The organism is Streptomyces sp. ISL-1 (assembly GCF_018614585.1).
Lineage (GTDB): Bacteria > Actinomycetota > Actinomycetes > Streptomycetales > Streptomycetaceae > Streptomyces > Streptomyces maoxianensis.
In genome coordinates, this window is sequence record NZ_JAGGOI010000026.1 from 54543 (window position 1) to 68938 (window position 14396).

General features: G+C 69.7%; 12 protein-coding genes and 1 tRNA gene. 9 read left to right on the plus strand and 4 right to left on the minus strand.

Translation table 11 applies throughout. The features are described from left to right. The first annotated feature begins 19 nt into the window (after nucleotides 1-19). Together J7E87_RS19235 and J7E87_RS19240 are read left to right on the plus strand one after the other, a co-directional pair. Nucleotides 20-466: an SRPBCC family protein gene (locus J7E87_RS19235; RefSeq protein ID WP_215095589.1), complete on the plus strand. Its 447-nt coding sequence runs from the start codon at nucleotides 20-22 to the stop codon at nucleotides 464-466. A 39-nt stretch (nucleotides 467-505) separates the two neighbouring features. After that, nucleotides 506-577, plus strand: a tRNA-Val gene (locus tag J7E87_RS19240). A gap of 90 nt (nucleotides 578-667) precedes the next feature. On the opposite strand, the gene J7E87_RS19245 is transcribed toward J7E87_RS19240, so the two are convergent. Next, nucleotides 668-1393, minus strand: a complete 726-nt coding sequence (locus tag J7E87_RS19245; protein ID WP_215095591.1) for a 3'-5' exonuclease — start codon at nucleotides 1391-1393, stop codon at nucleotides 668-670. 172 nt (nucleotides 1394-1565) lie between these two features. On the opposite strand from J7E87_RS19245, the gene J7E87_RS19250 reads away from it, so the two are divergent. From J7E87_RS19250 to thrS, 3 genes are all read left to right on the plus strand, one after another. Next, complete coding sequence (locus tag J7E87_RS19250; RefSeq protein WP_215095592.1) at nucleotides 1566-2132, plus strand: DUF4365 domain-containing protein; 567 nt, start codon at nucleotides 1566-1568, stop codon at nucleotides 2130-2132. Beyond that, entirely contained in the window at nucleotides 2132-3352 is a 1221-nt protein-coding gene (locus tag J7E87_RS19255) for a hypothetical protein (RefSeq protein ID WP_251017674.1), read from the plus strand. The genes J7E87_RS19250 and J7E87_RS19255 overlap by 1 nt, the downstream gene beginning before the upstream one ends. Nucleotides 3353-3775: 423 nt before the next feature. Further along, the gene (gene thrS, locus J7E87_RS19260) at nucleotides 3776-5752 is read left to right on the plus strand and encodes a threonine--tRNA ligase (RefSeq protein WP_215095594.1); all 1977 of its coding nucleotides are present in this window, start codon (nucleotides 3776-3778) and stop codon (nucleotides 5750-5752) included. A gap of 100 nt (nucleotides 5753-5852) precedes the next feature. On the opposite strand, the gene J7E87_RS19265 is transcribed toward thrS, so the two are convergent. Continuing rightward, entirely contained in the window at nucleotides 5853-6518 is a 666-nt protein-coding gene (locus tag J7E87_RS19265; protein ID WP_215095596.1) for a potassium channel family protein, read from the minus strand. A gap of 67 nt (nucleotides 6519-6585) precedes the next feature. Between J7E87_RS19265 and J7E87_RS19270 the strand changes: the two genes are divergently transcribed. Beyond that, nucleotides 6586-7143, plus strand: a complete 558-nt coding sequence (locus J7E87_RS19270; RefSeq protein WP_215095598.1) for an HIT domain-containing protein — start codon at nucleotides 6586-6588, stop codon at nucleotides 7141-7143. Nucleotides 7144-7164: 21 nt separating this feature from the next. Here J7E87_RS19270 and J7E87_RS19275 read toward each other — a convergent pair whose 3' ends face one another. Both J7E87_RS19275 and J7E87_RS19280 read right to left on the minus strand, forming a co-directional pair. Continuing rightward, nucleotides 7165-8820 carry a hypothetical protein gene (locus tag J7E87_RS19275; protein ID WP_215095654.1) on the minus strand — a complete coding sequence of 552 codons (1656 nt, stop codon included), beginning with the start codon at nucleotides 8818-8820 and terminating at the stop codon, nucleotides 7165-7167. 167 nt (nucleotides 8821-8987) lie between these two features. Further along, nucleotides 8988-11195 (minus strand): elongation factor G-like protein EF-G2, encoded by a 2208-nt coding sequence (locus tag J7E87_RS19280; protein ID WP_215095601.1) that lies wholly within the window; start codon nucleotides 11193-11195, stop codon nucleotides 8988-8990. A 271-nt stretch (nucleotides 11196-11466) separates the two neighbouring features. Between J7E87_RS19280 and pgsA the strand changes: the two genes are divergently transcribed. Genes pgsA through J7E87_RS19295 form a run of 3 tightly spaced genes read left to right on the plus strand, consistent with a single transcriptional unit; the run spans nucleotide 11467 to nucleotide 14185 of the window. Then, the gene (gene pgsA / locus J7E87_RS19285; RefSeq protein WP_215095603.1) at nucleotides 11467-12132 is read left to right on the plus strand and encodes a phosphatidylinositol phosphate synthase; all 666 of its coding nucleotides are present in this window, start codon (nucleotides 11467-11469) and stop codon (nucleotides 12130-12132) included. Next, nucleotides 12132-13028: a phosphatidylinositol mannoside acyltransferase gene (locus J7E87_RS19290; RefSeq protein WP_215095605.1), complete on the plus strand. Its 897-nt coding sequence runs from the start codon at nucleotides 12132-12134 to the stop codon at nucleotides 13026-13028. The genes pgsA and J7E87_RS19290 overlap by 1 nt, the downstream gene beginning before the upstream one ends. Further along, nucleotides 13025-14185 carry a glycosyltransferase family 4 protein gene (locus tag J7E87_RS19295; RefSeq protein WP_215095607.1) on the plus strand — a complete coding sequence of 387 codons (1161 nt, stop codon included), beginning with the start codon at nucleotides 13025-13027 and terminating at the stop codon, nucleotides 14183-14185. Before J7E87_RS19290 ends, J7E87_RS19295 begins: the two co-directional genes overlap by 4 nt. The last annotated feature ends 211 nt before the right edge of the window (nucleotides 14186-14396 follow it).

Genomic DNA, 14396 nt, shown 5'->3' on the forward strand with positions numbered 1-14396 from the left:
GGGGGCGCAGACTTGGAGTATGGACTGGTGTCGCTACCGCTTCCGCAACGTGTGGGATCTGACCGCCGGGCCCGCGGCCGTGTACGAGGTGCTGGAACGGGCCGAGGAGTACCCCCGCTGGTGGCCGCAGGTTCGCGAGGTCACCGCGCTCGATGAGATCACCGGCACCGCGCGCTTCCGCTCCTTCCTCCCGTACGAACTGCTCGTCACCGCCCGCGCCCAGCGGCGCGACCCGGCGGCCGGGGTGCTCGAAGTGGGGATGAAGGGCGACCTGGAGGGCTGGGCGCGGTGGACGCTGACGGAGCGTGGCGGTGGCACCCGGGCGCTGTACGAACAGGAGGTGGAGGTGCGCAAGCCGCTGATGAGACGGCTGGCGCTGCCCTGCCGGCCGGTCTTCCGCGCCAATCACGCGGCGATGATGCGCGGGGGGCGGCGGGGTCTTGCCGCGTACCTCGGAGGAGTTTGAAGGAAACCTGCGGGGGCCTGTATGGTTCAGGTCGTTCCCGGGCGATTAGCTCAGTGGGAGAGCGCTTCGTTCACACCGAAGAGGTCACTGGTTCGAACCCAGTATCGCCCACCGGGAGAGGCCGGTCCGTCAATGACGGGCCGGCCTTCTTTTATGGGCCTCGGCTTTCATGGCCTCTTTTATGGCGTCGACGTGCACGCGTCAGGCGGCCGCGGGCAGTTCGGGCCGCAGCGGCCATGCGGGGTCCACCGCCTCCGGAGTGCCGCTACGGGCGAACCACGCCTGCAGGCCGCGCGCCTGAGCCGCGTGCCACACCGCCTGCAGGGTGTGCAGCTCCGCCGGCGAGAGGCGTTCCATCCGGGAGGCGAAACGGCGCCCCACCGCCCGGGTGACCTCCAGTGCCGCCGTCGCGTCCGCGGCCGCGTCATGCGCTCCGTCCAGCACGACCTCGTACTGCGTGCACAGATCGGTGAGCGTGCGGCGGCCCTTGCGGTACCGGTCCAGGTGCTTGTCCAGGACCCTCGGGTCCAGCACGCACAGCGGGACGTTCTCCAGATAGCGGCCGAGCGACGCGGCGCGGTGGCGGCGCAGTTCGCGGTCGAGGATGGTCAGGTCGAAGGGCGCGTTCATGACGACGAGCGGGCGGGCCGCGCCGCACTGCTCGGCCAGCGCCCTCGCTATCTCCTCCATCACCGGCGCCGGCCAGCGGCCGTTGCGCTGAAGATGTTCGTCGGTCAGCCCGTGCACCTCAGTGGCGCCCGGCGGCACGGGCACCCCCGGATTGACCAGCCAGCGAGTGACACGCGGCCGGCCTCCCGCCATGTCCTGGACGACGACGGCGGCCGAGACGATCCGGTCCTCCTCGACGTCGACTCCTGTGGTCTCTGTGTCAAATGCGGCCAGGGGGCCGTCATACCAGCGCGTCATCCCCGAACTCCTCGCACATGCCTGGCAGATGGCTTTGTCCCCCTGCCCGAATCGGTGATACCCGGGCTGTTTGCGCCGTACGCCGGGCGGTGACAACACAGATGGGGTGTACGGAAATTGACGCCCCGTCGCGGGGACAATGACCGGTACAGCCCGGAAGGCACGAGGAGCCATGGCGCTCGCGCAGCCCGAATCGGGAGGGCTGCTGCCGCAGCGGACAGCACCGCTGCGGGGCGCGCTCGCCACCACCGCCTGCATGGAGACACTTCAGGTGGGCTATCTGCACGCGGTCGCCGCCGCGGCCGGCTGTTCGTTGTCACAGCCGTTTCCGGACAACGGCATCGACTGGCATGTCAGCCACAGCTCGGCCGGTCACACAGTCGACGACGAGGTGACCATCAAGGTGCAGCTCAAGTGCACATACCAGATTCCCCCGCACCCGCCGGGTCCGGCCTTCTCCTTCACGCTCGACAACGACCACCTGGTGAAGCTGGCCCGTACCCCGGTCTCCGTGCACAAGATCCTGGTCGTGATGCTCGTCCCCCGGACACAGGACGAGTGGCTGCGGGCCAGTCACGACCGGCTCGATCTGCGGCACTGCTGTTACTGGACCAACCTGGCCGGCCACCCGGTGACGGGCAGGCGCAGGACCACCGTTCGGATCCCGACCTCGCGCATATTCGACGACCGGGCGCTCTGCGAGATCATGACCCGGGTCGGGGTGGGAGGGAGACCCTGATGCATCGGCCTTTCGACGAGTCTGTACGACCACATCCGACCGGTGATGTGCCAGGACCCTGGTACGGGGGCGGCGAGCTGGACCCCGCCCAGGTCGACCCCGTCGTCCTGGGCGCGCTGCTCGACCGGCACGGGTGGCGGCGTCGCGGGGGAGCGGCCGGGCGCTATGCGCGCTGGACGCCTCCGGGGCATGCGGCGGGCGGGACGAGTCTGCTTGTCCCCGAGAGCCTGTCCTTTCCCGACTGTGAGGATCTGCTGGGCGAGGCGCTGACCGCGCTCGCGCGCAGCGCGGCGCCGTCGGCCCGCGAGGTGCTCGTCGGGCTGACAGTGCCGAGCGACGAGATCAGGTGGTGGCGCGATGTCCCGCAGGGCCCTTCGGGCGCGGCGTCGTGGACCGTACAGGAACAACTGCGGGCGGCCGCCCGGCAGATGCTGATGGCCGCGGCGCTCGCGGCGCGCGGCCGCGCGGGCTACTACGGCGCGCGGCATCGGCGGCAGGCGCAGGCCGCACTGGAAGGAGTCCTGGTGGGACCCGCTCCCGGCGGGCGCAGCCTGACCGCGTTCGTGCCGGTGCAGACCGGCCGGGCCGTCGTGGTCCGGCTCTACCACGCGCTGCAGGCGGCCCGGGATGCCGCCGACTACCAGCGGGCGACCGGTGGGATGGAGGCCTTCGACGCGGCCGTCGAGGCCGGCGTGAGCCGGGAGCTCACGGAGGCGGTCATCGCGCTCGTACGCGGCGCGGAGGGCGCGCGGATCGCGCTGGAGTGGTCGCCTGCCGCGGGGGTGCCGCAGGGGTGCGCGCCGCGGAACGAGCCGGTGGAGTTCTCGCCCGGTGACCTGCCCGCGCTGCGCGAGGCGGGCGCGCGCTATCTGACGGACGAGCCCTCGGTGCCGGTCCGGATCACGGGCACGGTGGTCCGGATGCGCCGCTCGGGCCCGCGCGGGGCGGGGACAGTCCGGCTGCGGGTGCTGGCGGGGGCGGAGGTGCCGCACGTACGGGTGGCGCTGGACGAGGACGCGTACCGCACGGCGGGCCATGCGCACCTGGTCGGACTGCCGATCCGGGTGGTCGGACGGCTGGAGAGCCGTGGCGGCTTCCGGCGGCTGACAGACGCGTCGAACGTGGTGCCGGTGCAGGTGGATGACGCGGAGCGGGACAGGCTGATGAAGTCGCTGCAGGAGAATTTGGACTTCTTTGAGGAGGCGTGCCAGGGGGAGTGAGGGGGGAGCGGGTGCGGGTTGCCTGCGGCGCTGTTCCCCTACCCGCCCTCCCCCCCACGCCCCCTGCGGGCGTGGGTAGGACTCCCTTCCAGGCTGTATCGATGTGCGGCTCCGCCGCGTGGGAGGCCTGCCCCCAGACCCCGTACGCCCTTCGGGCGTTGACCTCAATTACCGGACGGGCTTGAGTCTTCCGCCGCCCGGCGGAAGACGAGCCCGTCCGGTGAGGCTTTCAAGCCTCTTGGGGGCCTCCCCCGCGGACGAAGTCCGGCGGATTTCGAGGCGTGGGGGGACCCCCACGCCCGCAGTGCGTACGCGGAGCCCCGGTACGGGAACAAACCGTTTCGCGGCGGACCCCACCGGCTCGGTACGATTCGTAGCGCGCGCAGTACGAATGCGGCGCACCCCTTCAGTCAGGAGAGACCGGTGTCAGACGTCCGTGTGATCATCCAACGCGATTCCGAGCGGGAAGAACGCGTGGTGACCACGGGCACCACGGCAGCCGAACTCTTCGCCGGCGAGCGCACCGTCGTCGCCGCCCGCGTCGCCGGTGAGCTCAGGGACCTCGCGTACGAGATCAAGGACGGCGAGGAGGTCGAGCCCGTCGAGATCTCCTCCGAGGACGGGCTGAACATCCTGCGCCACTCCACCGCGCACGTCATGGCGCAGGCCGTGCAGGAGCTCTTCCCCGAGGCCAAGCTCGGCATCGGCCCGCCGGTCAAGGACGGCTTCTACTACGACTTCGATGTCGAGAAGCCCTTCCACCCCGATGACCTCAAGGCCATCGAGAAGAAGATGCAGGAGATCCAGAAGCGGGGCCAGCGCTTCTCGCGGCGTGTCGTCACCGACGAGGCCGCCCGCGCGGAGCTCGCCGACGAGCCGTACAAACTGGAGCTGATCGGGATCAAGGGCTCCGCGTCCTCCGACGACGGCGCGGACGTCGAGGTCGGCGCGGGCGAGCTGACGATCTACGACAACCTTGACCCCAAGACCGGCGACCTGTGCTGGAAGGACCTCTGCCGCGGTCCGCACCTGCCCACCACCCGCAACATCCCGGCGTTCAAGCTGATGCGCAACGCCGCCGCGTACTGGCGCGGCAGCGAGAAGAACCCCATGCTGCAGCGCATCTACGGCACCGCGTGGCCCTCCAAGGAAGAGCTCAAGGCGCACCTCGAATTCCTCGCCGAGGCCGAGAAGCGCGACCACCGCAAGCTCGGCAGCGAGCTGGACCTCTTCTCGATCCCGGAGCAGATCGGCTCCGGCCTCGCCGTCTTCCACCCCAAGGGCGGCGTCGTACGCCGCGTCATGGAGGACTACTCCCGCAAGCGGCACGAGGAAGAGGGGTACGAGTTCGTCTACACCCCGCACGCCACCAAGGGGAAGCTCTTCGAGACCTCCGGCCACCTGGACTGGTACGCCGAGGGCATGTACCCGCCCATGCAGCTCGACGAGGGCACGGACTACTACCTCAAGCCCATGAACTGCCCGATGCACAACCTGATCTTCGACGCGCGCGGCCGGTCCTATCGTGAACTGCCGCTGCGCCTCTTCGAGTTCGGGACCGTGTACCGGTACGAGAAGTCGGGCGTCGTGCACGGCCTGACCCGGGCCCGCGGCTTCACCCAGGACGACGCGCACATCTACTGCACCAAGGAACAGATGGCGGACGAGCTCGACTCGACGCTCACCTTCGTGCTGAACCTGCTGCGCGACTACGGACTCACCGACTTCTATCTGGAGCTGTCCACCAAGGACCCGGAGAAGTTCGTCGGTTCGGACGAGGTCTGGGAGGAGGCCACCGAGACCCTGCGCAAGGTGGCCGAGAAGCAGGGCCTGCCGCTGGTCCCGGACCCGGGCGGCGCGGCGTTCTACGGGCCGAAGATCTCCGTGCAGGCGAAGGACGCCATCGGCCGCACCTGGCAGATGTCCACCGTCCAGCTGGACTTCAACCTGCCGGAGCGCTTCAACCTGGAGTACACCGGTCCGGACGGCTCCAAGCAGCGCCCTGTCATGATCCACCGCGCGCTGTTCGGCTCGATCGAGCGGTTCTTCGCGGTGCTGCTCGAGCACTACGCGGGCGCGTTCCCGGCCTGGCTCTCGCCGGTGCAGGCGGTCGGCATTCCGGTCGGAGACGCCCACGTTCCGTATCTGCAGGAGTTCGCCGCCGAGGCGAAGAAGAAGGGTCTGCGGGTCGAGGTCGACTCTTCCTCGGACCGGATGCAGAAGAAGATCAGGAACCAGCAGAAGTTGAAGGTCCCGTTCATGATCATCGTCGGCGACGACGACATGAACGCGGGCACGGTGTCCTTCCGCTACCGCGACGGTTCGCAGGAGAACGGGATTCCGCGCGACCTAGCCCTGGCGAAGCTCGTTGATGTGGTGGAGCGCCGGGTCCAGGTGTGACGTACGCCCTGCGTATGCGGGGGTGACCGCGGGATTCCGCGGTGCGACGCGCTGGCGAATCTCTGCTCCCCGCGCACGCGGGGATCGGTCCCCGGGAACATCAGTTTCCCGGGGACCTCTTCTCGTCCTCCCGCGCGAAGACCTGCAGCAGCCAGGACGAGAACGACCCCGTCACCGCGCCCAGCAGCGCCAGCCCGCAGCCCATCAGCACCACCGCGATGACCCGGCCGAGGGGGGTCACCGGCGTGACATCCCCGTATCCCACCGTGGTCAGTGTCGCGCAGGCCCACCACAGCGAGTCACCAAAAGTGCGGATGGTGGAGCCCGGGGCGGAGCGCTCCTGCTGGTAGACGGCGAGCGCGCTCGAGTAGCCGAGCAGTACCGCCGACATGCTCGCGTAAGCGATCACGCGCGCGTGCAGGCTCAGCCGCGGCTCGCCGCGCCGCCGCTGCACCGCGTTGTAGGCCCGCACCATGCGCACCGGCCGCAGCAGCGGCAGTACGACCACAACGGTGTCCAGCCAGTGGGTGCGCACGAAGCGCAGTCCCTCTCCGCTCAGCTTCAGCCGCACCGCGTAGTCGAGCGCGAACATCAGCCACATGAGCAGCGTCAGTACGAGGGCGAGGTTCCGCAGCACCGGGTCGGCGTCCTGCGCCAGCACGACCACCGTGTATCCGCCCAGGAAGAGCAGCGAGGCCACGAAGAGGGGCACCTCGATGCGCTGCTCCCAGCGCTGCTGCCGGTCGGCGGCATCGTTGACGTCCATCGGCCCAGCATCGCGGCCCCACTGTGCGTCTCAGCCCCGACGACACGCCGCGTACGGGCGAAGTCATATGCTGCACAACATGACGCTTGAGCCTGAGCAGCAGATCGGAGTGGGGACGCAGGACGCGTTCCAGCGCCTGTGGACGCCCCACCGCATGGCGTACATCCAGGGGGAGAACAAGCCGACCGGACCGGGGGCCGACGACGGCTGTCCCTTCTGCGCGATCCCCGCCATGTCGGACGAGGACGGTCTCGTCATCGCCCGCGGATCACGCGTCTACGCGGTGCTCAACCTCTACCCGTACAACGGCGGGCACTTGATGGTGGTCCCCTTCCGCCATGTCGCCGACTACACCGAGCTGGACGACGCGGAGACGGCCGAGCTCGCGACGTTCACCAAGCGCGCGATGACCGCGCTGCGCAAGGCCGCCGGCGCGCACGGCTTCAACATCGGCATGAACCAGGGCGCGGTCGCCGGCGCCGGCATCGCCGCGCATCTTCACCAGCACGTCGTGCCGAGATGGGGCGGGGACACCAACTTCATGCCGGTCGTCGGACACACCAAGGTGCTGCCCCAGCTCCTTGCCGATACGCGCAAGATGCTGGCAGAGGCCTGGCCCGCCTGAGGCGACGGGCCAGATCTCCGCTCACGCGTCGTAGACGTCGGCGTTGCGCGGCGTCGGGTCCTGTACGAAGCTGCTGACGACCATGGAGCGGTTCCCGAAGCGCTCGGTGTCCACGCCGTTCTCCTCGAGCACCTTCAGGGCCGCGGCGTGCGTCACCCGCAGCACGGGCGTGGCCGCGCGCATCGCGTCGTCCGCCATGAACCGGTGCCGCCAGGGCTTCTCCGCCCAGGCATGGCGCAGTCCGAAGGGCTCGGGCAGGACCAGCTTGCCGCCGAGGAAGTCCAGCAGCGGCGGGTACCAGGTGAAGGGCGCGCGCACCGCGAGGCGTACCACCTCGGGAGTCTCCACCAGCGGCAGCTGCCGGTCGACGGTCTCCCAGAAGCGGATCGTCTTGTTCACGGTCACGGTCTTGGGCGCGGGCTTCGTGGTGAACAGGGAGTGCACCGGGCCGAGGGCGTGCCCGGTCACCTCGATGCGCAGCGTCTCGTGGAGCACGGTGACGGTGATCATCATGGTGATCACCAACTGGCCGTCCCAGAGCGTGAACTGGACGCCGAGATAGTGGCGGTTGCCGCCGCCGAACTGCTGGTGGTTGCAGATCCGCTGTATCTCGTGGCCCTTGACCTGGAAGGCTTCCACGTCCTGGCCGTCCGGCCGGGCCACCTCCGCGGCGTTCTCACCGACCGGAGCCACGATCCAGTGCTTGACGGACGGGGTGGGGAAGCCGCCGGAGTTCAGCGGGCCGCGCTCCAGCATCTTGAGCTTGTCGTGGACCACCCGGATCACGTCCCAGCTGCGGAACTGGTTGATGTCCCTGCCCGGCTCCTTGGAGACCAGGTCCTCGGCCATCTGCCAGCTGCCCCAGCGGGTGCCCATCCCGAGTATGCCCTTGGGGCCCGCGTAGAAGACCGAGTTGGACTGCTGCTCGGCGGTGAGCTTGTGCAGACCCTGGCGCAGTTGCTCGCGCGCGGTCTCATTGGGGTGGCCCGGCACCGCCTCGGGCACCTTGGCGCCGATGCCGCCGCCCGCGAGCAGGGAATCCCAGCGGGCGCGCATGTCCTTCGCCGTGGACTCGCAGATCCGCTTGGCCAGCACCCAGCCGATGACCGGGGCGACGATCATGCCGCGTATGTAGTACCCCCAGATTCCGCCCAGCGGCAGCATGATCAGGAAGATCGCGGCCAGGCCGCCGATGCCGACCAGCAGCATCGTGCCCAGCGCACCGGCACCCTTGTTCTGCGCGCCCGCAATCGTCCGGCGCAGCTGGAAGACGATCAGCCACAGCAGCAGCCCGGGCAGGAACAGCAGTCCGAACACCGCCATGACGGCGGTGAGCCTGGTGTCCCGCTCCTTACGGATACGGGTGGCGGCCAGGCAGTGCTCGACCACCGACTGCGGCTCCGTGCCGAAGGACTGGATCAGCGCCTTGCGCGCGCCTCCGAGCGTCCTCATCTGTACGGCCCGCGAGAAGGCCTCGCCCAGATTCGGCTCGAAGAGCGAGAACTTGCCCTTCTTCACCTCGGACTTGTGCCACTCGCTGTTGGCCTTGAGGATCTCGGCGACTGGTCCGTCGCGGTACGCGGCCGAGGCGAGCGCATGCGTCGCCGCCGTCTGCCCGGCCGCGCCCAGGAGCGGGACCTGAGCCCCCGGAGTGAAGTCGAAACCGTTGTTCGCCACTACCGCCCCCATCGCCGCAAGCATTCGCACTGCGGCCTGTTCCCAACTACCTCGCCCCGCACACCTTCTGAGCTGGGGCACCACAGCGTATCGGGGGCGGGCCGTCCGCGTCAGTGGGCGATGAAATGCCGCCCGCCACAGGGCGATCGGGCGGGCGGCATCCTCAACTACGACCCGTTTCCGGCCTGTTCGCGGAGCTTCTCGGCCAATTGTGATGGCATCGCTTCATGACGCGCGTACGAGCGGCTGAACTGCCCGGTCCCGTGCGAGATGGACCGCAGATCGACCGCGTACCGCCCGATCTCGATCTCCGGCACCTCTGCCCGTACGAGCGTGCGAGACCCGGCTGTCTGCTCGGTGCCGACCACCCGGCCGCGCCGCCCCGACAGATCGCTCATCACCGGACCCACATACTCGTCCGACACCAGCACCCGCACCTCGGCCACCGGCTCCAGCAGATTGATACGCGCGTCCCCGGCGGCCTCGCGCAGCGCCAGCGCGCCCGCCGTCTGGAAGGCCGCGTCGGAGGAGTCCACCGAGTGCGCCTTGCCGTCCAGCAGCGTGATCCGTACGTCGACGAGGGGATACCCGGCCACGACGCCGCGCGCCGCCTGGGCGCGTACGCCCTTCTCCACCGACGGGATGAACTGCCGCGGCACCGCGCCGCCGACGACCTTGTCGACGAACTCGATGCCGGACCCCGCGGGCAGCGGATCCACCTCGATCTCGCAGATCGCGTACTGGCCGTGGCCGCCGGACTGCTTCACATGACGGCCGCGGCCCGCCGACGCCTCGCCGAAGGTCTCCCGCAGCGAAACCTTGTACGGCACCACGTCGACCTGTACGCCGTACCGGCTGCGCAACCGCTCCAGCGCGACATCGGCGTGCGCCTCGCCCATGCACCACAGCACCACCTGGTGCGTGGCCTGGTTCTGCTCGAGCCGCATCGTCGGATCCTCGGCGACCAGCCGCGAAAGCCCCTGGGAGAGCTTGTCCTCGTCCGCCTTGCTGTGCGCCTGGATCGCGATCGGCAGCAGCGGGTCGGGCATCGTCCAGGGCTCCATCAGCAGCGGATCGTTCTTCCCTGAGAGCGTGTCCCCGGTCTCGGCGCGGCCCAGCTTCGCGACACAGGCGAGGTCACCGGCGATGACCTTGCCCAGCGGCCGCTGCTGCTTGCCGAAGGGCGCGGAGAGCGCGCCGATCCGCTCGTCGACGTCGTGGTCCTCGTGACCGCGGTCGGCGAGGCCGTGCCCCGACACATGCACCGTCTCGTCGGGTCGCAGAGTGCCGGAGAAGACCCGGACGAGAGATATCCGGCCGACATACGGGTCGGAGGCGGTCTTGACCACCTCGGCCACCAGCGGCCCGTCCGGGTCGCAGGTGATCTGCGGGCGCGCCGCGCCCTGCGGGGTGGTGACGTCCGGCGCCGCCGGCTCCAGCGGGGTCGGGAAGCCGCCGGTGATCAGCTCAAGGAGTTCGACCGTGCCGAGCCCCTGTTTTGCGTCCTCGGGCGCGGGGGCGGCCGCCAGCACCGGATGGAAGGTGCCGCGGGCGACGGCCTTCTCCAGGTCCTCGATCAGCGTGTCGAGGTCGATCTCCGCGCCGCTGAGATAGCGGTCCATGAGCGTCTCGTCCTCGCTCTCGGAGATGATCCCCTCGATCAGCCGGCCGCGGGCCTCCTCGATCAGCGCCGTCTGCCGGGGATCGGGCGGGATCTCCTTCCGCTCGCCGGAGGAGTAGTCGAAGATCTTCTGGGAGAGCAGTCCCACCAGACCGGTGACCGGCGCATGGCCGTCGGGATTCTGCGCTCCGTACTGCGGCAGATACAGCGGCAGTACGGCATCGGGGTCGTCACCACCGAAAATGCTCCCGCAGACCCGGTTCAGCTCCTCGAAATCGGTGCGTGCGGTCTCCAGATGCGTGACCACGATCGCGCGCGGCATTCCGACCGCCGCGCACTCCTCCCACACCGTGCGGGTCGCACCAGCGATCGCGTCGGCCTCCTGCGCCGCCGACACAACGAAAAGGGCCGCGTCCGCGGCTCGCAGACCGGCCCTGAGCTCCCCGACGAAGTCGGCATATCCGGGAGTGTCCAGCAGATTGATTTTGTACCCGCCCCATTCGACGGGGACCAGCGAGAGCTGTACGGAACGTTGCTGCCGGTGCTCGATCTCGTCGTAGTCGGAGACCGTCCCGCCGTCCTCGACCCGGCCCGCCCGGTTGACCGCTCCCGCGGTCAGCGCGAGGGCCTCGATCAACGTCGTCTTTCCCGATCCGCTGTGGCCGACCAGCACCACATTCCGTACGGATGCGGGCTGGTCGGCCGTAGCTGCCCTGCCGGCGGCTCCGGGGTGTGAGTTCGCCTTGTCGCCCATGATCTTGCCTCCCGATCGATTGCCCGGTGAGGAGAGAGGAGAGGGGCCGCGGGCGCGGGGAGCCATGAGGGAGGTCCCGGACGTCGTCCGGGGGCAGCTCCGGGGATGCCCGCGGTCGTCTTTCGAGCTTTCCACTCCCGTCACGGTGCGTCCATACGTCGTACGTGACCGCAGGAGACGGGTGCGCGGCGCTGGAGCGTGTCGGTCCTGGCTACGATGGGCCAGCCGGTGGCCAATGGGGCCATGCGGCCCACCGACCCTCGGGAAGGCCATGCTGAACAAGTACGCGCGTGCATTCTTCACGCGTGTCCTCACACCGTTCGCCGCTTTTCTGCTCCGACGAGGGGTGAGCCCCGACGCGGTCACCCTCGTGGGCACGGCCGGAGTGATGGCGGGTGCGCTGGTTTTCTTCCCCCGGGGAGAGTTCTTCTGGGGCACGATCGTCATCACGTTGTTCGTCTTCTCGGACCTCGTCGACGGCAATATGGCGCGGCAGGCGGGGATTTCCAGCCGCTGGGGCGCATTCCTGGACTCGACCCTCGACCGGGTCGCCGACAGTGCGGTGTTCGCCGGATTCGCGCTCTGGTACGCGGGCAGCGGAAACGACAATGTGCTGTGCGCCGTCGCCATTTTCTGCCTGGCGAGCGGCCAGGTCGTCTCGTACACCAAGGCGCGTGGCGAAGCGATCGGCCTGCCGGTCGCGGTGAACGGTCTCGTCGAGCGGGCCGAGCGGCTGGTGATCTCCCTGGTCGCCGCCGGACTCGCGGGACTGCATGACTTCGGGGTGCCCGGGATCGACGTACTGCTGCCGATCGCGCTGTGGATCGTCGCCGTCGGCAGCCTGGTGACACTTGGACAGCGGGTCGTGACCGTACGACGGGAGGCCGCGGAGGCCGATGGCGCCGGGGCGCAGGGGAACGAGGCTGAGGCGACGTGATGCGGGACCGGCTGACCGACGGGCTGTACGGACTCGGCTGGAGCACGGTCAAAAAGCTGCCGGAGCCGGCCGCCGCCGCGCTCGGCCGGACCATCGCGGACACCGCGTGGAAACGGCGTGGCAAGAGCGTGCTGCGGCTGGAGTCCAACCTCGCCCGGGTGGTGCCCGACGCGAGCCCGGAGCGCCTCGCCGAGCTCTCGAAGGCCGGTATGCGCTCGTACATGCGGTACTGGATGGAGTCCTTCCGGCTGCCCACGTGGAGCGCCGAGCACGTCAAGCACAGCGTGCAGATCAAGGACGTCCACCATCTGAAGGACGGGCTCGCGTCGGGACGCGGCGTGGTCATCGCGCTGCCGCACCTGGCGAACTGGGACCTCGCGGGCGTGTGGGCCACCCGGGTCCTGGGCCTCCCGTTCACCACCGTCGCCGAACGCCTCAAGCCCGAAACGCTCTATGACCGGTTCGTGGCCTACCGCGAAAGCCTCGGCATGGAGGTGTTGCCCCACAGCGGAGGCGCTGCCTTCGGCACGCTGGCCCGGCGGCTGCGCTCCGGCGGCCTGGTCTGCCTGGTCGCCGACCGTGATCTGTCGGCCTCTGGCATCGAGGTGAAGTATTTCGGTGAGACGGCACGGATGCCGGCCGGACCGGCGTTGCTGGCCCAGCAGACCGGCGCGCTGCTGATGCCGGTGACGCTGTGGTACGACGAAGCTCCGGTCATGCGCGGGCGGATCCACGCACCGCTCGAGGTACCCGAGACAGGTACCCGGGCCGAGAAGACGTCCTCCATGACACAGGCGCTGGCCGATGCCTTCGCCACGGGAATCACCGAGCACCCGGAGGACTGGCACATGCTGCAGCGGCTGTGGCTCACCGACCTCGAGGAGCGGCCGCTGTGAAGATCGGCATCGTCTGCCCGTACTCCTGGGATGTGCCGGGCGGCGTCCAATTCCACATCAGGGACCTTGCGGAGCACCTGATCCGGCTCGGCCACGAGGTGTCGGTCCTTGCCCCGGCGGACGACGAGACACCGCTGCCGCCGTACGTCGTCTCGGCCGGCCGGGCGGTTCCGGTCCCGTACAACGGCTCGGTCGCCCGGCTCAACTTCGGCTTCCTGTCGGCCGCGCGGGTCCGGCGCTGGCTGCACGACGGCACGTTCGACGTGATCCACATCCATGAGCCGGCCTCGCCGTCGCTCGGGCTGCTGAGCTGCTGGGCGGCGCAGGGGCCGATCGTCGCGACGTTCCACACGTCGAATCCGCGCTCGCGCGCGATGATCGCCGCGTATCCGATCCTGCAGCCCGCGCTGGAGAAGATCAGCGCCCGGATCGCGGTCAGCGAATACGCCCGCCGGACGCTCGTGGAGCACTTGGGCGGCGACGCGGTCGTCATCCCGAACGGCGTCGACGTCGGCTTCTTCGACAAGGCCGAGCCGAAGGCGGAGTGGCAGGGCAACACGATCGGCTTCATAGGGCGCATCGACGAGCCCCGCAAGGGGCTGCCGGTGCTGATGGCGGCCTTCCCGAAGATCGTCGCGGCCTGCCCGGACGTGAGGCTGCTGGTCGCGGGGCGCGGCGACGAGGAGGAGGCGGTCGCCTCGCTCCCGAAGGAGATGCGCTCGCGGGTCGAATTCCTCGGCATGGTCAGCGACGAGGACAAGGCGCGGCTGCTGCGCAGCATCGATGTGTACGTCGCGCCCAACACCGGGGGTGAGAGCTTCGGCATCATCCTGGTCGAGGCGATGTCGGCGGGCGCGCCGGTGCTCGCCTCCGACCTGGACGCGTTCGCGCAGGTCCTGGACCAGGGCGCGGCGGGCGAGCTGTTCGCCAACGAGGACGCCGACGAGCTGGCGGCGGCGGCGGTAGGGCTGCTGGGGGACCCGGAGCGGCGGGCGGAGCTGCGGGAGCGGGGAAGCGCGCATGTGCGGCGCTTCGACTGGTCGACGGTGGGGGCGGACATCCTGTCGGTGTACGAGACGGTGACGCACGGCGCGGCGGCGGTGGCGGCGGACGAGAGATCAGGATTCCGCTCGAGGTTCGGCCTGGCGCGCGACTGAGCTCGCGCTTCGGGACGGGCTGCGCGTGGGCCCAGCGCCTGCGGGGGTCGGGGCGGAGCCCGGTCAGGGATGAATGTTCAGCCTCGTGGGGGTCCCCCCGGACGAAGCCCGGGGGGAGACTGAGGCGCGAGGTCCGGCGCGGAGCCCCGGTTCGGGGCGGGGTACCTCCCACGGCCGCCAGGCCGTAGGGGGGGAGGGCGGGGCGGGGGAC